Annotated in this window: 20 protein-coding genes and 1 pseudogene; 9 read left to right on the forward strand and 12 right to left on the reverse strand. The window is 68.0% G+C overall.

Annotated elements, in window-relative coordinates:
* The first annotated feature begins 16 nt into the window (after positions 1-16).
* Genes PJ250_RS04955 through PJ250_RS04965 form a run of 3 tightly spaced genes read left to right on the forward strand, consistent with a single transcriptional unit; the run spans position 17 to position 2035 of the window.
* Positions 17-835 carry an SPOR domain-containing protein gene (locus PJ250_RS04955; RefSeq protein ID WP_271647434.1) on the forward strand — a complete coding sequence of 273 codons (819 nt, stop codon included), beginning with the start codon at positions 17-19 and terminating at the stop codon, positions 833-835.
* A gap of 11 nt (positions 836-846) precedes the next feature.
* Complete coding sequence (locus PJ250_RS04960) at positions 847-1272, forward strand: hypothetical protein (protein WP_271647435.1); 426 nt, start codon at positions 847-849, stop codon at positions 1270-1272.
* A gap of 10 nt (positions 1273-1282) precedes the next feature.
* The gene (locus PJ250_RS04965) at positions 1283-2035 is read left to right on the forward strand and encodes an SDR family NAD(P)-dependent oxidoreductase (RefSeq protein ID WP_271647437.1); all 753 of its coding nucleotides are present in this window, start codon (positions 1283-1285) and stop codon (positions 2033-2035) included.
* Positions 2036-2056: 21 nt separating this feature from the next.
* On the opposite strand, the gene PJ250_RS04970 is transcribed toward PJ250_RS04965, so the two are convergent.
* The 5 genes and pseudogenes from PJ250_RS04970 to PJ250_RS04990 all read right to left on the reverse strand — a co-directional run bounded on the left by PJ250_RS04970 (position 2057) and on the right by PJ250_RS04990 (position 8078).
* Positions 2057-3205: an acyltransferase family protein gene (locus PJ250_RS04970; RefSeq protein ID WP_271647438.1), complete on the reverse strand. Its 1149-nt coding sequence runs from the start codon at positions 3203-3205 to the stop codon at positions 2057-2059.
* Positions 3202-3963 carry a LytR/AlgR family response regulator transcription factor gene (locus PJ250_RS04975; RefSeq protein WP_271647439.1) on the reverse strand — a complete coding sequence of 254 codons (762 nt, stop codon included), beginning with the start codon at positions 3961-3963 and terminating at the stop codon, positions 3202-3204. The genes PJ250_RS04970 and PJ250_RS04975 overlap by 4 nt, the downstream gene beginning before the upstream one ends.
* Entirely contained in the window at positions 3960-5042 is a 1083-nt protein-coding gene (locus tag PJ250_RS04980) for a sensor histidine kinase (RefSeq protein WP_271647440.1), read from the reverse strand. Before PJ250_RS04980 ends, PJ250_RS04975 begins: the two co-directional genes overlap by 4 nt.
* A 233-nt stretch (positions 5043-5275) precedes the next feature.
* Positions 5276-6346: pseudogene (locus tag PJ250_RS04985) on the reverse strand (acyltransferase); the annotation flags it as partial.
* A 244-nt stretch (positions 6347-6590) separates the two neighbouring features.
* Positions 6591-8078: an MmgE/PrpD family protein gene (locus PJ250_RS04990; RefSeq protein ID WP_271647442.1), complete on the reverse strand. Its 1488-nt coding sequence runs from the start codon at positions 8076-8078 to the stop codon at positions 6591-6593.
* Between the two features lie 98 nt (positions 8079-8176).
* Between PJ250_RS04990 and PJ250_RS04995 the strand changes: the two genes are divergently transcribed.
* Positions 8177-9091 (forward strand): LysR family transcriptional regulator, encoded by a 915-nt coding sequence (locus PJ250_RS04995; RefSeq protein ID WP_271647443.1) that lies wholly within the window; start codon positions 8177-8179, stop codon positions 9089-9091.
* 175 nt (positions 9092-9266) lie between these two features.
* On the opposite strand, the gene PJ250_RS05000 is transcribed toward PJ250_RS04995, so the two are convergent.
* Both PJ250_RS05000 and speA read right to left on the reverse strand, forming a co-directional pair.
* On the reverse strand, positions 9267-9830 hold the full coding sequence (locus PJ250_RS05000) for a nuclear transport factor 2 family protein (protein ID WP_271647444.1): 564 nt from the start codon (positions 9828-9830) through the stop codon (positions 9267-9269).
* Positions 9831-9953: 123 nt separating this feature from the next.
* Positions 9954-11843 carry an arginine decarboxylase gene (gene speA, locus PJ250_RS05005; protein ID WP_271647445.1) on the reverse strand — a complete coding sequence of 630 codons (1890 nt, stop codon included), beginning with the start codon at positions 11841-11843 and terminating at the stop codon, positions 9954-9956.
* Between the two features lie 162 nt (positions 11844-12005).
* Between speA and speE the strand changes: the two genes are divergently transcribed.
* From speE to PJ250_RS05030, 5 genes are all read left to right on the forward strand, one after another.
* Positions 12006-12860: a polyamine aminopropyltransferase gene (speE, locus tag PJ250_RS05010; RefSeq protein ID WP_271647446.1), complete on the forward strand. Its 855-nt coding sequence runs from the start codon at positions 12006-12008 to the stop codon at positions 12858-12860.
* Positions 12861-13092: 232 nt separating this feature from the next.
* Positions 13093-14133: a glycerophosphodiester phosphodiesterase gene (locus PJ250_RS05015; protein ID WP_271648534.1), complete on the forward strand. Its 1041-nt coding sequence runs from the start codon at positions 13093-13095 to the stop codon at positions 14131-14133.
* 240 nt (positions 14134-14373) lie between these two features.
* Positions 14374-15033, forward strand: coding sequence for a BUD32 family EKC/KEOPS complex subunit (locus PJ250_RS05020; RefSeq protein ID WP_271647447.1), 660 nt, complete (start codon positions 14374-14376; stop codon positions 15031-15033).
* A gap of 165 nt (positions 15034-15198) precedes the next feature.
* Entirely contained in the window at positions 15199-15453 is a 255-nt protein-coding gene (locus PJ250_RS05025; RefSeq protein WP_271647448.1) for a ubiquinone biosynthesis accessory factor UbiK, read from the forward strand.
* Positions 15454-15481: 28 nt separating this feature from the next.
* Positions 15482-16996 carry a YifB family Mg chelatase-like AAA ATPase gene (locus tag PJ250_RS05030; RefSeq protein ID WP_271647450.1) on the forward strand — a complete coding sequence of 505 codons (1515 nt, stop codon included), beginning with the start codon at positions 15482-15484 and terminating at the stop codon, positions 16994-16996.
* Positions 16997-17191: 195 nt separating this feature from the next.
* On the opposite strand, the gene garD is transcribed toward PJ250_RS05030, so the two are convergent.
* The 5 genes from garD to kdgD form a co-directional block, all read right to left on the reverse strand.
* The gene (gene garD, locus PJ250_RS05035) at positions 17192-18733 is read right to left on the reverse strand and encodes a galactarate dehydratase (RefSeq protein ID WP_271647451.1); all 1542 of its coding nucleotides are present in this window, start codon (positions 18731-18733) and stop codon (positions 17192-17194) included.
* A 25-nt stretch (positions 18734-18758) separates the two neighbouring features.
* A complete protein-coding gene (locus PJ250_RS05040) occupies positions 18759-20108 on the reverse strand; it encodes an MFS transporter (RefSeq protein WP_271647452.1) in 1350 nt (449 codons plus the stop codon).
* 34 nt (positions 20109-20142) lie between these two features.
* On the reverse strand, positions 20143-21333 hold the full coding sequence (locus PJ250_RS05045) for an OprO/OprP family phosphate-selective porin (protein ID WP_271647454.1): 1191 nt from the start codon (positions 21331-21333) through the stop codon (positions 20143-20145).
* A 181-nt stretch (positions 21334-21514) separates the two neighbouring features.
* A complete protein-coding gene (locus PJ250_RS05050) occupies positions 21515-23098 on the reverse strand; it encodes an aldehyde dehydrogenase (NADP(+)) (protein ID WP_271647456.1) in 1584 nt (527 codons plus the stop codon).
* On the reverse strand, positions 23098-24015 hold the full coding sequence (kdgD, locus tag PJ250_RS05055; protein WP_271647457.1) for a 5-dehydro-4-deoxyglucarate dehydratase: 918 nt from the start codon (positions 24013-24015) through the stop codon (positions 23098-23100). The genes PJ250_RS05050 and kdgD overlap by 1 nt, the downstream gene beginning before the upstream one ends.
* Positions 24016-24261 lie beyond the last annotated feature (246 nt).

Here is a 24261-nt window from a genome sequence, read left to right on the forward strand (position 1 = left end):
AGAGACGAACACACCGATGCCGGCAAAACGCGGGAAATCCCAGGCCAAGCGCAACACCAGCCACGGCACGCCCGGCTGGGTCTGGCTGATTGCAGGACTGGTGCTGGGCGCGGCCGCCTTCTTCATCGTGCCGGGCCTGCTGAAGAAGGACGGTAACGACTTCGTGCGTCCGCGCCCGAATCCCGACGCCCAGCCTGCCGCGGCCGCCAGCGACGACGAGCTGCCGCCCCCGGTGGCCAGTGAGGACGGCCCGGCCACCACCGCCGGCAAGACCAAGCCCAGCAAGCCGGCCGACAAGCCCACCCAGTACGATTTCTATACCCTGCTGCCGGGCCGCGAAGTGCAGATGTCCGACGCCGAACTGGCCGCCAGCGCGCGGGCCGAGGAAGAGCGCAAGGCGCGCGCGGCGTTGACCCAGCAGGCCGAAGCGGCCAAGGACGACAAGGCCCTCGGCAACGGCAAGCCCAACCCGGATGCGGCCCCGTTGGCCTCCCAGCAGCCCACGCCGCTGGACGAGATGACCAAGACGCCCAGCGCCTCGCCTGCCCCGACCTCGGTCGCCGCCGCGGCCCAGTCCAATGCCGTGGCCAGCGCCGCCGGCGATGTCGCCTACATCCTGCAGGCCGGCAGCTTCAGCGCCTCCGGCGATGCCGAGGCGACCAAGGCCAAGATCGCGATGCTCGGCCTGAGCGCGCGGGTCGAATCCGGACAGTCCGGCGGCAAGACCGTCTACCGGGTGCGCATGGGACCGTACGGCACCGCCAGCGAACTGGCCGAGGCCAAGCGCAAGCTCAGCGCCAGCGGACTGCCGGCGATGGCGATCAAGGCCCGGTGAGCCGGGCTGCGATGAGCCCGCGCCGGCGCATCGTGGTGGCGGCGGCGATCGCCTTCGCCCTGGATTTCGCGCTGGGCTTCCTCGCCGCACGCCTGTTGCCGGGCCGCCTGTTGATGCTGGAGCTGGGTGGCAACAGCTTCGTCCAACCGGCCAGCTGCGTGATCCTGGCCCTGTGCATGGCGCTGGGCGGATGGATCGCCGGGCGGCGCTTCCTGCCGGTGGCCGTGGTGCTGGTCCTGGTGCTGCAGCTGGTGGCGACCGGATTGCTGGTCCAGATCGCACACACGACGATGCCGCACAGCCCCCTAAGCTTGGTCGGTCAGATGGTGCTGCGCAGCTACGCGCTCGGCTTCGGCCTGCAACTGCTGGCCACAGCGCTGGGCGCCCTGGCCGGCGCCGCGCTGCATCGATCGCGCCCGTTCCCGCTGCTTCGCTAGGAGTTCCTGCATGTCCAAGACTGTCCTGATCACCGGTGCCACGTCCGGCTTCGGTGCTGCTGCCGTGCACTTGTTCGCCAAGGCCGGTTGGAAAGTGATCGCCACCGGCCGCCGCCAGGAACGGCTGGCGCCCCTGGTCGAGGCCTTCGGCCGCGACGTCGTCCACGCCGCCGCATTCGATATCCGCGACGCGGCAGCGATGGATGCCGCCATGGCATCGCTGCCCACGGAGTTCACCGACATCGACGTCCTGGTGAACAACGCGGGCCTGGCACTGGGCACCAAGCCGGCCCAGGACGCGGACCTGTCCCAGTGGCGGCAGATGATCGAGACCAACATCACCGCCCTGGTGACGCTCACCCACCGCCTGCTGCCCGCGCTCATCGCGCGCAAGGGCGCGATCATCAACATCGCCTCGGTGGCCTCGAGCTATCCGTATACCGGCGGCAACGTTTACGGCGGCACCAAGGCGTTCGTGAAGCAGTTCTCGCTGGGCCTGCGCAGCGACCTGCACGGCACCGGCGTGCGCGTGACCAGCATCGAGCCGGGCATGGCCGAAACCGAGTTCACCCTGGTGCGCACCGGCGGCGACCAGGCCGCCTCGGACACGCTGTACGGGGGCGCCAGCCCGATGACCGCGCAGGACATCGCCGAGCAGATCTTCTACGTAGCGAACCTGCCGGCGCACCTCAATATCAACCGATTGGAGATCATGCCGGTCAGCCAGTCCTTCGCTGGCTTCCAGGTCGCGCGCAACCCGTGACGGCCTGATCCCACGCGCGGCTCAGGCCGTCTCGCGGGCCACGACCGGCGGCCTGCGCGTGCCCAGCACCCGGCCGCGCAGGCGCAGGCCCGGCCGTTCCACCGCGTAATACAGCACGGCCGCCACCAGCAGCGCGGCCCCGCCGTAGACCAGTACCTGGGCCACGCCCAGGCCGGCGATGGCATCGCCCAGGTGCAGCTGGACCTGCTTGAACACCGCCTTGTGCACCAGGTACAGGCTGTAGGAGATCCCCGCCAGCCAGCCCACGCCCGGCACCTGCCAGCGCCCAATCAGGCTGCCACGCGCAGCCCCGGCGAATACCAGCAGCGCCAGCCCAGCCGACAGCACCGGCCAGCCCAGGGCGTTGGACATCAGATCGACACGGGCCCGTGTCAGCCAGAAGGCGAGTGCCATCACGGCCAGGCCCAGCATGAGCACCCCATTCGCCTTGGCCTGCGCGCGTGCCCACAGCGCCGGCCGGAACACCTTCAACGTCGCCAGCAGCACGCCGCACAGCAGGCCATCGAGCCTGTTCCAGGTCGGGTAGTACAGATCCTCGACGAACCAGTTGCGCTGTGGCGCGCCCGCCGCCTCGGCCGCGGTGTCGTGCAGCCAGATCCCGCTCCGCAGCGCGACGCCGCCGACCACCACGCAGGTGGCCAGGACGCTCACCTTCCACACCGCCGGCCGGCGCATCAATGCCCAGGCCAACAGCGGGAACACCAGGTAGAAATGCTCTTCCACGCACAACGACCAGGCGTGCGAGAACGCCGAGCGGCTGTAGTCGTTGTCCAGGTTCATCACCATCAGCGCGAACTTCCAAAGCGGCTCCATCAACGGCGCCTCGCTCCAGGCCGGGACCAGCACGTACAGCGCCAGCACCACCCAGTACGCCGGCAGGATGCGGAAGGCCCGGCGCAGATAGAAGTCGCCAAAGCGCAACGGCTCGCCCCGCGACAGCGGCGCCAGCACCTGCTGTCCGATCAGGAAGCCGCTGAGCACGAAGAACAGGTCCACCCCCATCCAGCCGTAGTAGGACAGCCAGCGCCAGTCCGGCCCCAGTCCACCGACCACCCAGGAGTGGAAGAACATCACCCACACGATGGCGATGGCGCGCAACACATCCAGGCCTGGAAGATGTCCCTGTGCGGGGCTCGGCGTCCGGGTCATGTCCGTCCGCCCTGCAGTCGCGCGCGCAGTCCATCCACATAGGTCCGACTGACCCGGATCACCGCGCCTTCCTGGGTCCGCACCAGCGCATCGCGGTTGGTCAACGCACGCAACTCGGCAACCGCCTCCACGCGCACCAGGGTCGAGCGGTGCACACGGACGAAACCTTTCGGCTCCAGCTCCGCCTGCAACTGTTGAAGGGAACGCCGCAACAGCCCGTGTCCTTGCGCGGTATGCAGTTGCACGTAATCGCCATCTGCCTGGACCCAACGCAGATCCACCAGCGCGATCCAGCGCACCACATGCCCGACACGGACGGCATAACGTTCCGGCGCTCGCGTCAGTCCGGCCTCGCCGCCGACATCCGCACGCGCCTCCGGAACCGACCTCAGCCGCCGCCGCGTCCTAGCCAGCGCATCGTCGAAACGCTCATCGTCGATGGGCTTGAGCAGATAGTCGATGGCGTCCAGGGCGAATGCCTCAAGCGCAAACTGCGCGTGGGCGGTGAGCAGGATGACGTGTGGCCGCTGGGCCGGCGCCAGGCTACGAATCCACTCAAGTCCGGACCGGCCGGGCAACTGGATATCGAGCAGCACCAGATCGGGGCGTTGCTGATCCAGACACACGGTCGCCGCCTCCACGTCCCCAAACTGGCCTATCAGTGTGAAATCCGGACACTGTCCAAGTCGCAGCGCGATGCCTCGCCGCGCCAAGGGTTCATCGTCCACGATCATGGCGCGAATGGGTGCCGACATCATGTGCCGGCGTCCTGCTCTTTGAACCCAGTGAACGGGATCGTGATCTCCACGCGGTAATCCGACATCCCGAGCCGCCGGGCCTGAAACGCGTACGCGCCCGGATACAGCTGCTTCAGGCGGCTGACGAGATTGGCCTGACCAACCGGGCCCGCGGGCGGGGCGGTCGCCATATCGGCGGCGGCGTCGACACCTTCATTCTCCACGCGCAGGTGCAGACGCTCGCCCTCGCATGTCGCCTTGATGGACAAGCGCCCTGGCTCACGACGGCGGGCGATGCCATGACGGATGGCGTTTTCGGCGAGCGGCTGCAGCAGCAAAAAAGGCACACGCGCCGCCAATACGTCAGGGCCAATGTCCCATTGCACCTTCAAGCGCTCGCCCAGCCGCGCCTGCTCGATCGCCAGGTAGGTTTGGGTCAGGGCGATTTCCTCGGCCAGTGGCACCTCGTGCGCTGGCGCATCCAGCGTGGTGCGCAGCAAGCTGGCCAGATCGGCAATCATCCGCAGCGCCGCCTCATGACGCCGGTCGGCCACCAGGGTCGAGATTCCATTCAACGCGTTGAACAGGAAGTGCGGCTGCAGCTGCTGACGCAGGGCGCGCAGCTCGGCCTCCCTGGCCACCAGTTCCATGTCGCGCAACCGGCTCTGTTCACGCTGCAGCGCAATGGTGTGGACGACCAGCGCGTGTAACGCACAGAAGGCGAGCAGCGCCCACCAGCAGTCATCCAGCCCACCGAACAGGGACAGCCGGGACCAGCGACGCTCCGGTTGCCAGGCCAACGCCTGCGACATCGCGATGCCCAGCACGTTGTTGACGACCGACATGGCGTAGGTCACCACCAGGATCAGCCCGATCCAGCGCCAGGCCGACCAGTTCCGGCGCCACACGCGCCATTGCAGCGCGGCCAGGACTGGGAACCAGACCAGGCAAGCTGCCAGATAGAGCGTGCGATAGATCGCCCCACGCGGGCTGAAGGCCAGCATGCCCATGATCAGCATGCACACCACCATGGGCAGGGCCGCCACCCAGACCAACGACCAGGACGGCTGCACCCGTGCCAGCTGCCCGGTCCTGGGCATCCTCGACAGGAGAGCGAGAGAACGATCTGGCAAAGGGGCGCTCACGACAGAAGATGCTGCACATTGGAGCCCAGGTGCGCCGCACACGCCAGCGATCGGGCGCGATGTTGCGCTCAATCGTGCATCGTGCGCGACAAACCGGGGCGACCGGGGGTCGCCGGCTCGCGCGCATTCTGGAAGCCCGGCCTGGGGGACACGTCCTGTGGGTCACGTCGCCGCGCCAGCCAGCGCGCGCGCAGCCGCAAGCCCGGGCGTTCGACGGTGTAGTACAGCAGCGCACCGCCAGCGAGGGAGGCACTGGCATACGCGACGAAACTCAGCACGCCGTGGCCGTCGACCCAGGGGCCCAGATGCCGATGCACCAGGCCGGCCACGGCGGTGTGGGTGAGATACAGGCTGTAGGACACGCGCGCCAACCAGCCCATCCCGGGTACCGGGCGCGCACCGATCCAGCTGTGCGGCGAGGCGCCGGCGAAGACCAGCAAGGCCATCCCCGCAGACAGCAGCGGCCAGCCGATCGTGTTGCCGACCGGACTCAGGCGCGACCAGAACGACCACAGCGCCAACCCCACGCCCAGCGACCCGAGCAGCAACGCGGCATTAGCGTGCACCTGCAGCGATGCCCAGCGCACCGGGCGATACACACGCAAGGCGGCCAGCATCACGCCCGACAACAGGCCGTCGAGTCGATTCCAGGTCGGGTAGTACAGGTCGCGGCCGAACCAGTCCGCCGCCGTGCCGCCCCTGGCCACCTGCAGCTGCGCGTCGTGGACCCAGATCACGCCACGTAGTACGACGCCGGCGGCCACCACCACCGCGCATGCCCAACCGAATCCACGCCAGCTCAGCCGCCCGCTGCAAGCCCAGGCCAGCAGCGGGAACACCAGATAGAAGTGTTCTTCCACGCACAGCGACCACACCTGCGCGAACACATCCTGCCCTGGGGCATAACGCAGGTTGTAGACGAACAGCGCGTAGTGCCACCACGGCGCCATCTGCTCTCGCTCGCGAAAGCCGGGCCAGGCCAGGTAGAGCGCCAGCACCACCCAGTACGCCGGCAGGATGCGGAAGGCCCGGCGCAGGTAGAAGTCGCCAAAGCGCAATGGCTCGCCCCGCGACAGCGGCGCCAGCACCTGCTGTCCGATCAGGAATCCACTGAGCACGAAGAACAGGTCCACGCCCATCCAGCCATGCCGCGCGAACGCATCCCCGACCGGCCCCAGTCCGCCAACCAGGTAGCTGTGGAACAGCATCACCCAGACGATGGCCAGGGCACGCAGCAGGTCCAGTCCGGGCAATCGCACGACGCATCCTTGCGGGCGGGAATGCCCGATTAGAAACCATGCGCCGCACGCATGCCATCTCCCAGCGCGCGGTGGCGCAACCCGCATTGACCGGCGGGACGCGGATCATGCACATCACGGGGCGGATCTTTCCGCCACCGGCGGTCCGCACCAGCGGCCGCAGGCCCCGTCCTGTCTCGGTGGCCTGGCAGTTCGCTCGTCGCCCACTCCGCCGCAACACAAACGGCGCGGGACAAGGCCGGCTTCAGGCGTCGTGCGCGGGCACGGCCAGACGCGCGATCTGCGCGGCGTCCTGCAGTTGGGCGACATTCCAGCAGGCCCCCATCAGCTGGCGCACCTGGGCATCGGGCAGGATGTCCTTGGCCAGGTCGGCAAACTTGGCCTCAAGCTGCGCATCGCTCATCGGCACTTCCAGGCTGCCGACCGCGTGGGTGATGAACTTGTGCAAGGTGCGGCCGTCGGCCAACGTCATGGTCATGTCCACCTGCTCCGGCTTGATCGCCGGGTCGACGGTCGCGGTGACCTTGTCGCGAAGCGCGACCACCACCGGGTCGTGCACGGCCTGATCGCTGAACTGGCGTTCCCCGGCCGCGCCCTGCACCAGCGCGATCGCCACCGCGTGGTAGATGCTGAACTTCCCTTCCAGGCCGGTCTGCGGCGCCTTCTTGCCAGTGAGTTCCAGCACCAGCGGATGCACCTTCAAGGCGACGCTGGCGATCTGCGCGGGCTGAAGGTGGTACTGGTTGCGCAGCTTTATCGCCGCATCCAAGGCCGGATGGATGACGATCCCGCAGGCGAAGGGCTTGTAGGTGTTGAGCGCCGCCTCGTAGTGCTCGCCCAGGCCATCGGTGATCTGACCATAATCCTGCTTGGTGCTGAGGACGTTGGCCCAGCCACGCTTGGCTTCGATCATGGCGTCGGAACTGGTGAAGTCGCGCGCGGCCAGCAAGGCGGCGAACAGGCCATTGGCCGCGGCCCGGCCCGGATTGAAACTCTTGTTCATCGAACCGAACGACTCGCGCAGTCCGACCGGCTGGGAGGCGGCCAGCCCGAGCGCCCAGACCATCTGCTGCTCGCTCAGGCCCAGCACCTTGCCGGTGGCGGCGGCCGAGCCGAATACGCCGGCAGTGCCGGTGATGTGCCAGCCGATGTCGTAATGGTTGGGATAGACCGCGTTGCCGATGCGACATTCGGTCTCCACGCCCAGCACGACCGCGTTGAGGAAGTCACGGCCCGAGACCGGGTGGTATTCGGACAGCGCCAGCAGGGCCGACACCACGGGACCGGCGGGGTGGATGATGGTCTTCAGGTGGGTGTCGTCGAAGTCGAACACGTGGCTGGCGACGCCGTTGACGAAGGCCGCGTTCATGATGTCGAAGCGCTCGCTGCGGCCCAGCAAGTGCGCCTGCGACGGCGCCGCGAACGGCGCCAGCGCCGCCACCGCGCGATCGACGGTCTCGTGATGCGATCCGCCGACCGCCACGCCGACCCAGTTGAACAGCGTCCGGGTTCCTTCCTTGCGAACCTGCTCCGGAAGGTCCTCGTACTGCGCACCCACGAGGTAGCGCGCCAGGGTCCGGGTCACGCCCTGTCCGGCCCGCACGGTGTCGGCGTCGGGCGCGGGCGCAGCCTGGCGGTCATTGCCCCCACTTGTCGCGAAGACCGGCACGGCAGCGGTCAACGGTGCAAGGGCGCCCGCCTTCAGCAGCATTCGACGATTGATGTTATTCATGCATGATCCTCCGGCATCAACGATGGCAAAACCTGCGAAATGCCATGCTGACGGATCCATTCCGCGTTTAGAACTGCAAAAATCTGAGGGCCTTATGCATGGCGAGCATAAATACAGACCTGAGCGACCTTCGTGCCTTTGTCGCCGTCGCTGAGCGCGGCAACTTCAGCGCCGCGGCATTGGAGATCCATCTTTCCCAGCCGGCGCTGTCCAGACGTATCGCCAAGCTGGAAGGCGCCCTGGGCGTTCGTCTGCTCGAACGCACGACGCGTCGTGTCGACCTGACCGCGTTCGGGCGCAACTTCGCGCGCAGGGCGCGCGAGCTGATCAACGAATTCGATGCCTCGCTCCTGGGCGCCAGTGAACTGTCCGCGCGCGTCGCAGGCGAGGTCACCGTGGCGTGCGTGCCGTCAGCCGTCACCCATTTCCTGCCCGAGGTACTGCGCGACTTCCATGCGCGATTTCCCAGGATCCTGATCCGCGTAGTCGATCAAGGCGCCAGCGACGGGCTGTCCAGCGTGATCCGCCGGGAGGCCGATTTCGGCCTGAACTACATCGGCGCGCAGGAGCCAGAGGTGGAATTCCGACCGGTGCTGACCGAACCGTTCGTGGTGGCCTGTCACCACGCGCATCCGCTGGCCAGCCGCTCCGAGTTGCGCTGGGCCGACCTGGCCGGCCACGACTACATCAGCGTGGCGCGAGCCAGTGGCAATCGCTTCGTTCTCGATCTGGCCCTGGCCGGCGCTCCTGAGCTGCCCCGCCCTTTCTGCGAAGTCCGCCACATCATGAGCGTGGTCAGCCTGGTCGAGGCCGGGGTCGGCATCGCCGTGGTGCCACGTCTGGCACTCCCGCGCCAAGGCCACCCACTGCTCACCGCCGTGACGCTGGTGGATCCGGCAGTGACGCGCACGATCGGCCTGGTCAGCCGGCGTGGTCAGCTCCTGTCCACGGCAGCGCACCAGTTCTACAACGCGATCCTCGCGCGCGGCGAGGACGCCTCCCTGACAGGGTGACGGTCCCACCGTCGCGACTTGTCGTTCATGCAGGCGAGCCGGTTGGGTCGGCTTCCAGCGCGCATCGGACAGCGCGGACGAGCGCTTGGCAGCCGCCACGCCCTGCGCGTGATCGCCATGGGCCTCAGATCGAGTCGAATGCGCAAACCTGGACCAGGCGCTTGTCCGCCAGGCGTCATCGAGCGCGTCCAAGATCGGGCAACGGCGCTTCCACGCGGGGCGCGGGCGCGGGGTCGCGGATCGACCAGATCACCGAAATGATCTTCCAGCCAGCCTCGGTGCGGACCAAGTGCCACATTTCCCGCCCCCAGTTGGTCTGCCTGCCGTCCTCCAGGTAGGCATAGTCGAAATCCACGGACGCCACCTCGCCATCGGTGTCGATCCTGATCTCCGAAAACACCTCCTCGCTGGACTTCGCACTGGAGACGACCGAATCGATGAAGTTGAGGTAATTGGACGCCGGGATGTACCGGCTCTTTTTCGCATCGGGCTTGAGGCTGTGGAATCGCGCCATGCGCGCGTCGTCGTTGACGAACTGCCAATTCACCCGCTCGGGGTTTTCGGAGAAGAAGAGCCTGGTGAACCTGGCCTTGTCCTTCTCGACGATGGAGGTTCGGAACGCTTCGACGACCTGGCGCACGGCGGCCACGTCGCGCGGATCATTGGGCGCGGCAAACGCCGGCCACACGGCCAGGAAGGAAAGAATGACCAGGGTGACCGTGCTGGATCTGATTTTCATGGGGAACGGAGCCGTCCGCGAAGAAGGCCCCATTCCCCCACAGGCCAGAAGGCAACGCCATGCGCCGGCCCGGTCGATGCGACCAACCGTGCCCGCCCTGCGACGAGCAGGCAGGCCGCGAGGTCAGCCCAGCGGCTCGTCGCTCAGGTAGGTGTAGCCGGTCAGGCCGGCTTCCAGCGCCTGGGACAGTTCGTTCGCGCGCTCGGCCGACAGGCCGGCGGCGGCCACGCGCTGGGCGTAGGCGCTGCGCAGGTCGGCCAGCGAATAACCCACGTAGTCCAGCATCACATCGGTGGTGTCGCCACGGCGCTGCTGGGTGATGCGGGTGGCGCCATCGGCGCAGGTGACTTCCACCGCGTCGGTGTCGCCGAACAGGTTGTGGATGTCGCCCAGGATCTCCTGGTAGGCGCCCACGAGGAAAAAACCGATGCGGTAGCTTTCCCCGTGCTTCAGCGGATGCAGCGGCAGCGAGGTGTCCAGGCTCTCGTTCTCGACATAGGTCTTGACCATGCCGTCCGAGTCGCAGGTCATATCGCAGATGATGCCGCGCCGCGTCGGCGCTTCGTCCAGCCGCTCGATCGGCAGGATCGGGAACACCTGGTCGATGGCCCACACATCCGGGATCGACTCGAACACGGAGAAGTTGACGAAGTACTTGTCCACCAGGCGGTCGTTGAGCTCGTCCAGGATCGGGCGATGGCTCTTTTCCTCGTGGCTCAGGCGCGCACGCACGGCGTGGGCGATGGCGTAGAACAGGTCGTCGATGCGGGCCCGGGCGGTGAGGTCGATCTGCCCCAGCGCGTAGGCGCTCAGGCCTTCGGCATGGAAATGCTGCGCTTCCTGGAACAGTTCCACCGCCGGACGCTCGTCCAGTTCGGCATGGATCTCGCGCAGATGGCGCACGGCGGCCGGCTCGTCGTCATGGGCATCGGGCACGCGGCCTTCCGGCGCTTCTTCGACTTCCGAGACGTTGGCGATCAGCACCGCGTGGTGCGCGGTCATGGCGCGGCCGCACTCGGTGACGATGCGCGGCGCAGGTAAGCCGTGTTCCTCGCAGGCCTCGGCCAGCGGCTGGACGATGTTGCCGGCGTAGGAATTGAGCCCGTAGTTGATCGAGTAGTAGCTGCGCGAACGCGTGCCTTCGTAGTCGATGCCCAGGCCGCCACCGACGTCGACGTGGCTGATCTTCGCGCCCAGGCGCGAGAGCTCGACGAAGTAGCGCACCGCCTCGCGCATGCCGTTGGCGATATCGCGCACGTTGGAGATCTGCGAGCCCATGTGGAAATGCAGCAGGCTCAGGCACTCGGCGTATTCGGTATCGCGCAGCGACTTCCAAAGGTCCAGCACCTGGCGCGGGGACAGGCCGAACTTGGCCTTGTCGCCGCCACTGTTCTGCCACTTGCCCGCGCCCAGGCTGGTCAGACGCATGCGCACGCCCAGACCCGGCTTGACGTCCAGCGCGCGGGATTCCTCCAGCACCAGCTTCAGCTCGGAGGGCTTCTCGATGACGATGAAGGTCTCCAGCCCCAGCTTGCGGCCGATCAGCGCCAGGCGGATGTATTCGCGGTCCTTGTAGCCGTTGCAGACGATCAGCCCGCCCGGGCGCGAGAGCGCCAGCACGGCCATCAGTTCGGGCTTGCTGCCGGCCTCCAGGCCAAAACCCTCGCCGTGGTGGCTGGCCAGGGTGCCGGCCACGCCACGATGCTGGTTGACCTTGATCGGGTACACGGCGGTGTAGCCGCCGGGATAGTTCCAGTCGGACTGGGCCTGGGCGAAGGCCGCCTGCAGCTTGCCCAGGCGCTGACCCAGGATGTCCGGGAAGCGCACCAGCAGCGGCAGCTTGGCGCCATTGGCGCGCGCGGCATCGACCACTTCGGGCAAGGCCACGGCCGGACCACCCGGCCCCTGCGGGCTGACCATCACCCGCCCGGACGCGTCCACGTCGAAATACCCGTCGGCCCAGTGCGGGATCGAGTAGGTCTTGCGGGCCTGGTCGGCGGACCAATCGCTCATCGGGACGTGCGCCTGTCTGCGGGGAAAACGGCCGCGGATTGTAACGTCTGGGGAATTGCGCTTCGTTACAATGCGCCGCCTCGCGCGCAGGACCCTGCCGCACCCTCCCTTTTCCGCCCGGCGCCGGCCCTTGTGCCCGCCACGCCCGCACAGGACCTCCTCATGAGCGACAACTGGTACATCGAACACTTCCAGCCCACCGGCTCTGCGATCGGCTTCCGCCTGAAGGGCAAGCTGGACGAGGTTCAGTCGCCGTTCCAGAAGATCGAGATCTTCGAGAGCACTGACTGGGGCAACCTGATGGTGATCGACGGCGCGATGATGCTGACCACCAAGGACAACTTCTTCTATCACGAGATGATCAGCCACCCGGTACTGTTCACCCACCCGAATCCCAAGCGCGTGGTGATCATCGGCGGCGGCGACTGCGGCACCCTGCGCGAGGTGCTCAAGCACCCGGGCGTGGAAAGCGCCACCCAGTGCGACATCGACGAGCAGGTCACGCGCATGGCCGAGAAGTACTTCCCCGAGCTGTGCGAGTCCAACGGCGATGCGCGTGCCGAACTGCTGTTCGACGACGGCGTGGCCTACATGGCCAACTGCCCGGCCGGCAGCGTGGACGTGGTGATCGTGGATTCCACCGATCCGATCGGCCCGGCCGAGGGGCTGTTCAACCAGGCCTTCTTCGAGAGCTGCTTCAAGGCGCTCAAGCCCGATGGCCTGCTGGTGCAGCAGTCCGAATCGCCGCTGGCCCTGCTGGATTTGATCAAGGACATGCGCGCGGAAATGGGCAAGGCTGGCTTCAAGGCTTTCAAGACCCTGCCCTTCCCGCAGCCGTGCTACCCGACCGGCTGGTGGAGCGTGACCATCGCCTCCAAGGACGCCGGCGCGGATTTCGCGTTCCGCACCCAGGACGCGCAAGCCAAGCCGTTCGACACGTTGTACTACACCGCCCACCAGCACACCGGCACCTTGGTGCCGCCGCCGTTCGTGGCCGAGGCCCTGGGCGAAGGCTGAGGCGCGCCCTCGCCTGCCGGGCCGACACCCAAACCGCGCGGCAGCCCGCCGCGCGGTTTTCTTATTTCGTAGGCCGCACCGGCGCGCTGTCATGCGCTTGCCACCGCCACCGGCCAGCGTGCATGGTCACCGATCCCGCGTCCCCGCCCCGGAGTCCTGCATGATGCCGATGCGCCTGTTGCTGCTGAGCTGCGTGGGCGCCGCCGTCTTCTCGCAGGCCCAAGCCCAGGACATGACGCTCACCCCGCTGCCCACCGATCGCCCGCTGGTCATCGCCCATCGCGGCGCCAGCGCACTGCGCCCCGAGCACACCCTGGCCGCCTACGCCAAGGCCATCGAAGACGGCGCGGATTTCATCGAGCCGGACCTGGTCGCCACCCGCGACGGCGCGCTGGTGGCCCGCCACGAGAACGAGATCGGCGGCACCACCGATGTGTCCGCACATCCGGAGTTCGCGGCGCGCAAGACCAGCAAGACCATCGACGGCCATGCGGTCACCGGCTGGTTCACCGAGGACTTCACCTTGGCCGAACTGAAAACGCTGCGCGCGCGCGAGCGCCTGCCGGAGCTGCGCGGCACCGCCTTCGACGGCCAGTTCCAGATCGTCACCCTGGACGAGATCATCGACTTCACCGCCGCCGAGGCGGCCGCGCGCGGACGGATGATCGGGCTGATCCCGGAGATCAAGCATCCCAGCTACTTCCAGCAGCGCGGCCTGGCGATGGAGCGCAAGGTGCTCGACACCCTGCAGGCCCACGCCTACACGCGCACCGCGCCGGTGGTGATCCAGTCCTTCGAAGTGTCCAACCTGAAGGAACTGCACGGATTACTGGGACCGGAGCGATCCAACATCGCGCTGCTGCAGTTGATCGACCAGCCCGATAGCCAGCCCGGCGACGTGCTGGCCGCCGGCGGCACCCAGACCTATGCCGACATGATCACGCCGGCGGGCCTGCGCGCCATCGCCGCCTACGCGCAGTACCTGGGGCCATCGGTGCGGGCGATTGTCCCGGTGGAGGACGGCCGGCTGGGCCCACCCACCGCGCTGGTGGGCGATGCCCACGCGGCCGGGCTGCGGGTGGCGCCATGGACCCTGCGGCCGGAGAACTTCTTCCTGCCCGCCTCCCTGCGCCAGGGCGATGCACCGGCCGCGCGCGCCATTGAAGGCACGCTGGAGGAAATGCATCGCCTCCTCGGCACCGGCGTGGATGCCTTCTTCACCGACGACCCGGCACTGGGCCGGCAGGCCGTCGACCGTCTCATGGATCGCTGAGGCGCCGGGCGCAGCACCGCGCCCTTCTCGGACCGTTCAGCCCTCGGGCACGGCCTGCCTGAACCCAAAACCTCGGATAACCGCTGCGCGTGCAACGGTGTGTCCGCACGTCCTGTCGGAAAAACGTTACATCCTGATGTCGTAAAGACGTTAGAATTGATTGCCGAACCACAAAGTACAGTAATCATTTTCCTGCCGTCTGCCGTGACACCGGCGTCGCCAGCGGGAGATGTCACCCCCATGAATTCCGCCCTGCTTCCCTTCCATCCCGGCGCCCGGCTGCCGGCCAGCGCCAAACTGCTCAAACGCGGCGAGCGCGTCCTGGAGCCCGACGTCTACGTGACCCCGTATGAGGGCCGCCCAGTCGTGGTCAAGGACTACCGCCGCTATGCCGGCACGCCGATGGCGCCGCTGGCGCGCCTGCTGGTCTGGCGCGAGGCGCGGATGCTTCGGCATCTGGCGGGCTGGCGTCATGCCCCCATGCTGCTGGGCACTGCGGGCGGGCTCTTGCTGGGCATGGAGTTCATCACCGGCACCGCGCTGGGCGGCGAGGCCGCACAGGCCGGAACGGCGGTCTTCCGCCAGCTGCGCTCGCTCATCGCCCAGCTGCACGCGGCCGGCATCACCCACAACGACCTGCATACGTCCAATCTGATGGTCAGCGGCGGCACCCTGGTGCTGCTGGACTACGCCTCGGCCATGCGCCTGCCGCGCTGGATGATGCGCCTGCCCCTGCTGCGTGAGCTACGTCGCTCGGACCTGGCCAACGCGCTGAAGATCCAGCAGCGCCTCACCGGTCGCCAGATCACCGGCCAGCGCGCCCAGGTGGTCGCCCAGCGCGGCTGGGTGACCGGGGTCCGCAACGGCTGGAAGCGCTTCTACCGCTGGGCCAAGGCCTGAGCCCACGCGCCCGGCGCATTGCGCAGCCGGGCGTCGATCCGGTCCAATGCACACCCGCCCGCGGGGCAGGCTCGGAATTGTCCGACCCTGCCCCGCGGCATCGGCCGATGGCCGCTTCCGCCCTGCGGATGCGAGCCTGATGCCCGTCCCCGGCAGGAGTGCCCCATGATCGACCTCAATCCCATCGACGACCTCGCCCGTCGCCTCAGCGACCTGGTGCCCCCCGGCCTGCGCGAATCGCGCGAGGACCTGCAGCGCACCTTCAAGAGTGCGCTGCAATCCGGCTTGTCCAAGCTGGACCTGGTGACCCGCGAGGAGTTCGAGGTGCAGCGCGCGGTGTTGTTGCGTACCCGGGAAAAGCTCGAGGCCCTGGAGCGCGAAGTGGCCGCGCTGGAAGCCCGGAGCGCGCCGCAGCGCTAGCCCCCTCCGGCGGACAAGGAGCGTCCCCATGAGTCTTGCCCTGGTCCACAGCCGGGCCCGCGCCGGCGTGCATGCGCCCGGCGTGCAGGTCGAAGTGCACCTGTCCGGCGGCCTGCCCTCCACCCAGATCGTCGGCCTGCCCGAAGCAGCCGTGCGCGAAAGCCGCGACCGGGTGCGGGCGGCGATGCTCTGTGCCCAGTTCGAGTTTCCCGCCCGGCGCATCACGGTCAATCTCGCACCGGCCGACCTGCCCAAGGAGGGCGGCCGCTTCGACCTGCCCATCGCCCTGGGAATCCTGGCGGCCAGCGGGCAGATCGACCGGCAGGCCCTGGCCGGCTGGGAATTCCTCGGCGAGCTGGGCCTGACCGGCGAGCTGCGCCCGGTCGATGGCGCGTTGCCGGCCGTCCTGGCCGCCGCGCGGGCCCAGCGGCGCCTGCTGGTGCCGCTGGGCAACGGGCCTGAGGCGGCGCTGGTGCGCGATGGCGGCGCCTGCACCGCGCGCACCCTGCTGGAAGTCTGCGCGATGCTGTCCGGCGCGCGCCCCCCGGTGTTGGCCGAGCCTGCGCAGGTGGCGGCCGTGCCGATGCCTGACCTGCGCGATGTCCGCGGCCAGGCTCATGCACGTCGGGCGCTGGAGGTCGCCGCCGCTGGCGGGCATCACCTGCTGTTCGTCGGCAGCCCTGGCTGCGGCAAGACCCTGCTGGCCTCGCGCCTGCCCGGCATCCTGCCCGAGGCCAGCGAAGCGGAGGCGCTGGAGAGCGCGGCGGTGGCCTCGGTCAGCGGCCGTGGGCTGGACCCGTCCCGTTGGCGCCAGCGTCCGTTCCGTTCTCCTCACCACACCGCCAGCGCGGTCGCCCTGGTCGGCGGCGGTGCGCAGCCACGCCCGGGCGAGATTTCCCTGGCCCACCACGGCGTGCTGTTCCTGGACGAACTGACCGAGTGGGACCGACGCGCGCTGGAGGTCCTGCGCGAGCCCCTGGAGTCGGGCACGGTCACCATCTCACGCGCGGCGCGCAGTGCCGAGTTCCCGGCCCGGTTCCAGCTGGTGGCCGCGATGAATCCCTGCCCCTGTGGCTGGGCAGGCGATACGAGCGGGCGCTGTCGCTGCAGCGCGCAGGTCATCGCCCGCTACCGCGCCAAGCTCTCCGGCCCGCTGCTGGACCGGATTGACCTGCAGGTCGAGGTGCCCCGGGTTCCGCCGCAGGATCTGCGCCCGGATGCCGCGCCCGGCGAGGACAGCGAGGCGGTGCGCGACCGGGTGCAGACCGCGCGCGCCCGGCAGATCGCGCGCAACGGAACGCTCAACGCACGCCTGGGCCAGGCCGAGACTTTCGCCTGCTGCCGACTGGCCGACGCCGACCAGGCCCTGCTGGAACGCGCCATCGACCGGCTGCAGCTCTCCGCGCGCGCGATGCAGCGCACCCTGCGCGTGGCCCGCACCATTGCCGACCTGGCCGGAAGCGAGGACATCGCCAGCGTCCATCTCACCGAGGCATTGGGCTACCGGCAGCACACAGCGGGCACACAGCCGCACGCGGCTTGAGGCAACCCGCACACCGGGTCAGGCCACCGTGACCCCATGCGGCATGGGCGAAGAAGTGCCGACGTCAGCCCGCCGCGAGCATGCTTTCGCCGGCACGCGGATGACGCAACGTCTTTGGCCAGCGCAGCCGCCAGCCTCGCCGAGCAAGGCAAGCGCGACGGAATGCGCCGACCTTCCGCGCCCCTCGGGCACCGATTACGTGATTGGTGCGGGGTTGAACAGCGCCAGATCGTTGTGCAGGTGGTGGTGCTCGGCCCAGGTCTGCTTGCCGCTGGCCACGTCCAGATAGAGCTGGAAGATGTCCCAGCCCAGGTCCTCCAGCGACTTCTCGCCGGTGGCGACCACGCCGGCATCGACGTCCATCAGGTCCGACCAACGCCGCGCCAGCTCGCTGCGGGTGGCGACCTTGATCACCGGCACCATCCCTAGGCCATATGGCGTGCCGCGGCCGGTGGTGAAGATGTGCAGGTTCATGCCGGCGGCGGTCTGCAGCGTGCCGCAGACGAAATCGCTGGCCGGGGTCGCGCAGTACTGCAGACCGCGCCCCTTGACTCGCTCGCCCGGGGAGACCACGCCGTTGATCGGCGAGGAGCCGGACTTGGCGATCGAACCCATCGCCTTCTCCACGATGTTGCTCAGCCCGCCTTTCTTGTTGCCCGGCGTGGTGTTGGCGCTGCGGTCGGCCTGGCCACGTGCCAGATAGTTGTCGTACCAGGCCATTTCACGCACCAGCGCCTTGGCGACCTCTTCATTGGCCGCGCGTGGCACCAGCAGCTGGATGCCATCGCGCACCTCGGTGTTCTCCGAGAACATCACCGTCGCGCCGGCGCGCACCAGCAGGTCGGCCGCCACGCCCAGCGCGGGGTTGGCGGTGATACCGGAGAACGCGTCACTGCCGCCGCACTGCATGCCCACCACCAGCTCGGAGGCCGGGATGGTCTCGCGCCGGCGCTGATCCAGGTGCTTCAGCCGCGTTTCGGCCAATTCCATGATCGAGGCGACCATGTCCTGGAAGCCCATGCTGGCCTCCTGCAGGCGATAGACGGCGCTGTCGCTGGCGTCGGCATCGTCCTGCAGCAGCTTTTCCGGGACCAACTTCTCGCAGCCCAGGCCGACGATCAGCGCCTGTCCGCCGAAGTTGGGGTTGCGGCCGATGTTGCGCAGGGTGCGGATCGGGATGATCGCCTCCGGCGCGGTGATCGCCACGCCGCAGCCGTAGACATGGTTGATCGCCACCACATCGTCGACGTTGGGATACTTGGGCAACAGCTCGGCGCGGATGCGCTCCACCGCATGGCCAAGCACGCCGACCACGCACTGCACGCTGGTCATGATGCCCAGGATGTTACGCGTGCCCACGCTGCCATCGCGGTTGCGATAGCCCTGGAAGGTGTGACCTTCCAGCGGCTCCGCCGGAGGTGCCGGTCGCAAGGTCATGTCCAGCGCATCCAGCGCCGGCGCGGCGGGCATGTCGAGCAGCTGTTCGCTGACCCAGGCGCCGCGTGCGATGTTCGCGTTGGCATACCCGATGGCGGTGCCGTAACGCAGCACCGCCTGGCCCTTGCCGATGTCCACCAGCGCCACCTTGTGTCCCTGCGGCACCGGCTCCAGCGTGGTCACGCCGTCTTCGAACGTGGCACCGGCCGGGGCGCCGCCATCGTTGACCACGACGGCGACGTTGTCTTCCGGGCGCAGGCGGATGCTGCGCCACTGGTCGGGGGTGGGAACTGCGGACATCACGGTCACCTTGCTTGCCTTGTCGTTAATGCTGAAGCGCTGCGACCTGGCCGCTCGCGCCGCCCTGCGGCGGATCGCGCAGCTCGATGCGCTCGATCTTGCCGACGATCACCAGGTAGCTGACCACCACCAGCGCGCCATTGGCCGCCACGAAGGCCAGCGCGGAGGCGAACGAGCCACTGCTGCCGACCAGGTAGCCGATGACGATCGGCGTGGTGATCGAGGCCAGGTTGCCGAACATGTTGAACATGCCGCCGGCCAGGCCAATGATCTGCTTGGGCGCGGTGTCCGACACCACCGCCCAGCCCAGCGCACCGACGCCCTTGCCGAAGAAGGCCAGCGCCATCACCGCCACCACGATCCATTCGGTGGACACGTAGTTGGCCACCACGATCACCGCCGATAGGCCCATGCCCAGCACGATCGGCAGCTTGCGGGCGAACGTCAGCGAGTGGCCGCGGCGCAGCAGCCAGTCCGAGAAGATGCCGCCCAGCACGCCACCGGCGAAGCCGCACAGCGCCGGCAGCGACGCCACAAAGCCGGCCTTGAAGATGGACATGCCGCGCTCCTGCACCAGGTACACCGGGAACCAGGTCAGGAAGAAGTAGGTCACGCCATTGACGCCGTACTGACCCAGGTACACGCCGACCATCATGCGCTTGCGCAGCAGCTGCTTGACGTAGAACCACTGGTTGCCCGACTTCTTCTCGCCCGGCTTGTCCATGTCCACCAACGCGCCACCGGCGGCGATGTAGTCGATCTCGGCCTGGTTGGCGTGGGGGTGCTCACGCGGGTTGTAGATCACCACGCGCCACACCAGCGCGGCCAGGATCCCCACCGCGCCCATCACCAGAAACACGTGGTGCCAGCCCAGCGTGGCCACCATCCAGCCCATGATCGGGGCGAAGATGACGGTGGCGAAGTACTGGGCTGAGTTGAAGAACGCCGAGGCCGAACCGCGCTCCTTGGTCGGGAACCAGGCCGCGGTAATGCGGCTGTTGCCAGGGAACGAGGGCGCTTCTGCCACGCCCACCAGGAAGCGCAACAGGAACAGGGCCGGCACCATCATCCCGCCAGGCAGGATGTGGATGGCGCCCTGCAGCGCGGTGAACACCGACCACAGCGCGATGCCCCAGCCGTAGACCTTCTTGGCACCGAAGCGGTCCAGCAGCCAGCCGCCGGGGATCTGGCAGATCACATAGGCCCAGCCGAACGCCGAGAAGATGAAGCCCAGCTCCTCGGCGCTGATGCCAAGCTCCTTCTGCATCGAGGAGCCGGCGATGGACAGCGTGGCGCGGTCGGCGTAATTGATCGTGGTGACGATGAAGAGGAAGACGACGATCCACAGCCGCATCCGCGTTCTCTTTTCAGACATTGCGTTCATCTCATGTGCTCCGAGGTCAATGCGATCAGAACGCGATCTGCATGCGGCCGGTGATCGCGTCGGTCTCGTCGCGGGTGAGGTGGGCCAAGTGATCCTGGGTCTGGCTGTGGATGTAGTTCAGGCGGAACAGGACGTTCTTGCTGGCGTAGTAGTTGACGCCTACCGAACTGGCCTTGACCTCGATGTCGCGCGTGGCCTGCTCGCCGTGTGCGGTGTCGTAGCGCAGCGCGACTTCCCAGGCGCCGTGCTCGCCGATGTTCTCCGGGCGGGTGAAGCGGGCCTTCTTGAAGTCGTAGCCCCGGGTCTGGCCGGTGATGAACCAGCCCACGGTGGCATAGCCGGTCTTCAGGTCACCGTCCTGCGCACCATCGTCGTAGTGCGCCTTGCCGGCCTCGGACTGCACGTAGAACGGGCCACGCGAGTACGCGACTTCCCCCACGTACTTGTTGATGTCCACCCGGCTGCCGTCGTTGAGCGAGATCAGGGTGAAGCGGGACTGGTCGGACAGATGCCCGGCCGCGCGCACCGAGGCGCTGGCGCCGGTGTAGACATCGTTCTGGTTGCGGCCGATCTCATCGTGGCCACCGCTCACGCCCAGGTGCAGCAGGCCGTCCTGCTTGGGCAGCGGCAGCCAGACCACGCGCGCCGACTCGCCCAGGCCGCTGTTGCGGTCGGTATCGGTGTTGGCTTCGTTGTAGAGGTTCACCCCGTAGACCCACTGCGCCGTGTTGCCGACCCAGGAGGCGCCATAGCGATAGCCCAGCGCCTGGGTGTCGGCCACCCACGAGCGCTCCTGCATGGAAGCCCACAAGTCGTCGGTGGTGTACTCCAGCGAGTAGAACGGCTTGATCTGACCCACGCTGATCGAGCCGGGACCGAGCTTGTGCGAGATGGCGATGGTCTGCCCGGTCGCCTTGTTGTTGGCGAAGTCGTAATCGATGACGTAGCCCCAATCGCCAAGCTTGCCCGAAAAGGCCAGGCGCACGCGGCGCAGCTCGGTGCCGGCCATGTTGTCCTGGCCGCGGTCGTCGTTGTCGAACCAACCGCCGTCGAACTGCACACGGCCGTGGATGCCGAAGGTGTACTGGCCATCGTCGGACGCAGCGTTGAAGCCATTGCTGTCCAGCTTGGTGTCGGCCTGCGCCAGCGGCGCGAACAAGGCGCTGGTCATGGCCAGCGTCAACAACGTGGTGGTGCGATAAGGCTTGGACTTCATCATCCCCTCTCCTGACGATGCAGGCGCGATGCACGCGGCGCCTGGCGATGCGGTGACATGGTGGCGCAGCGGTCAATGGCCTCCCGGCCCGCTGCGTGATCAGGACGCCATCCGGCGCCCGGCTCTTCGGTGTTGCGTGCCGCATGTGCCGATGCGTGAGGCATCGGCGCATGCGGGAAGATCAGTCCTTGCCCAGCACCCCGTCGCTGCGGCGCCAGATGCCCAGCGGGTTGCCGTCGGCCAGTGCCTCGGGCAGCAGTTCGGCGAACAGGTCCTGGTAGCAGACCGGGCGCAGGAAGCGCTTGATCGCCAGGGTGCCCACCGAGGTGCTGCGGCTGTCGGAAGTGGCCGGGAACGGACCGCCATGGACCATCGCATGGCAGACCTCGACGCCGGTCGGCCAGCCATTGGCCAGGATGCGGCCGGCCTTGCGCTCCAGCACCGGGAGCAGCGCCTTGGCCATGGCCGTGTCGCCCTTGTCCATCTGCAGCGTGGCGGTCAGCTGACCTTCCAGGTGCTCGCTCAGCGCGATCAGCTGGGCCTGGTCCTTGCAGCGGATCAGCATCGACGAGGCGCCAAACACCTCGGCCTGCAGTGCCTCATCGGCCAGGAAGGCATCGGCGTCGGTGGAGAACCATGCCGCTTCGCAGCGGTTGGGACCCTCGCCCGGCAGGCCACGCGCCAGCGTAGTCACCTGATCGTGTGCGGCCAGCCTGGCTACGCCATCGGCGTAGGCCTGGCCGATGCCAGGAGTCAGCATGACGCCGGCCGGGGCCGCCTTGAGGGCCCGGACGGCCGCGGACACGAAGGTGTCCAGCTCCGGCGAGTCGATCGCCAGCAGCAGGCCCGGGTTGGTACAGAACTGGCCGGCGCCCATGGTCAGCGAGCCGACGAAGGCCTTGCCCAGCGCCTCGGCGCGCGCGTTGAGCGCCTCGGGCAGCAGGTAGACCGGATTGATGCTGCTCATCTCGGCATAGACCGGGATCGGCTCGGCGCGCGCGGCCGCGACCTGGCACAGGGCCATGCCACCAGCGCGCGAGCCGGTGAAGCCCACCGCCTTGATGCGCTTGTCCGAGACCAGCGCGGTGCCGATCTCGTTGCCCGCGCCATACAGCAGGGAGAACACGCCCCCGGGCAGGCCGCACTTGGCCACGGCCCTCTGGATGGCGGTGCCGACCAGTTCGGAGGTGCCGGGGTGCGCGTTGTGCGCCTTGACCACCACCGGGCAGCCTGCGGCCAGGGCCGAGGCGGTGTCGCCACCGGCCACCGAGAAGGCCAGCGGGAAATTGCTGGCACCGAACACGGCCACCGGGCCCAGCGCGATATGGCGCTGACGCAGGTCGCTGCGCGGCAGCGGGGCGCGGTCGGGCAGGGCCGGGTCCAGGCGGGCCTCGAGCCAACTGCCTTCGCGCACGACCGAGGCGAACAGCTTGAGCTGGCCGACGGTGCGGCCGCGCTCACCTTCCAGGCGTGCACGCGGCAGGCCGGACTCGGCCATGGCGCGCTCGATCAGGTCGTCACCGATCGCCAGAATCTCGTCGGCGATGGTCTCCAGGAAGCTCGCGCGAGCCTGCAGCGAGGTTTCACGATAGGCGTCGAAAGCAGCAGCCGCCAGCGCGCAGGCGCGCTCCAGATCCGCGGCGGTGGCCAGGCCGTAGGCCGGCTCCAAGAAGGCGCCGGTGGAGGGATTGATGCCCTTGACCGTGCCATTGCTGCCCATGATGGCGCTGGCGCCGATCAGCATGTTTCCGGTGAATGCACCCATTACCTGCGGTCTCCAATCAGCTTGGTGAGGGTTTCGAGTTCTTCGCCGGTCAGGTCGGCCAGCGGCGTGCGCACCGGGCCGGCGGTGCGACCCACCACGGTCATGCCGGCCTTGACGATGGACACCGCATAGCCGGCGCGGCGGTTGCGCAGCTCGGTGTAGGGCAGGACGAAGTCGTTGAGTTCGCGGTAGACGTGGGCCACGTCGCGGGCGCGCACGGCCTTGTAGAAGTCCAGCGCCCACTCCGGCAGGAAGTTGAAGATGGCCGACGAATACGTGGTCACGCCCATCTCCAGGTACGGCAGGGCGAAGGTCTCGGCGGTCGGCAGGCCACCGACGTACAGCAGGCGCTCGCCCAGGCGCGCGTAGATGCGGGTCATGCGGTCCACGTCGCCCACGCCATCCTTGAAGCCGACCAGGTTGGGGCAGCGCGCGGCGATGCGTTCGACCGCGTTGGCGTCCAGCTTGCCGTTGGCGCGGCTGTAGACGATCACGCCCAGCTTGGTCGACTTGCACACGCGCTCGACGTGGTCGGCCACGCCACTGGCGTCGCACTCGGTCAGGTAGGGCGGGAACAGCAGGATGCCGTCGGCGCCGGCGGCCTCGGCGGCCTGGGCCATCTCGATGGCCATCGCCGTGCCATAGCCGGCCGGGGCGATGATCGGGGTCTTGGCGCCGGCCTCTTCCACCGCGGCCTTGACCACGCGGTTCACCTCGCCCGGGGTCAGCGAAAACAGTTCGCCGGTGCCGCCGGCCGCGAACAGGCCCGAGGCCGGATAGCCGGCCAGCCAACCCAGGTTGTCGCGGTAGGCCACCTCGTCGAAGGAGAAGTCGTCGGCCTTGAAGTGCGTGACCGGGAAGGACAACAGGCCAGCACCGAGAGCCTGGGCCATTTCCGTGGGGGTGTATTTGCTCATGAACCTTCGTTCGCGCCGTGGGGTCAGGGCGCCGATCCTAGGAGCCGGCCTTGATGCAAGTCCAAGCCAATTACGGCATCGAATGATGCCGAACATGCATCGTTTAGACTTTGGTCTGAGGCCAGAAAAATTCAGAAGGCCGTCGTGACCGATCGATCTAACTGACTGAACTTAAAAATAAATTCAGTCAGACGCGGAGGCCCGACCGCGCCCTCGGCCACTCCCCGCGGTGCCGTGTGGCCCTGG

The sequence above is a fragment of the Pseudoxanthomonas sp. JBR18 genome (assembly GCF_028198165.1).
Lineage (GTDB): Bacteria > Pseudomonadota > Gammaproteobacteria > Xanthomonadales > Xanthomonadaceae > Pseudoxanthomonas_A.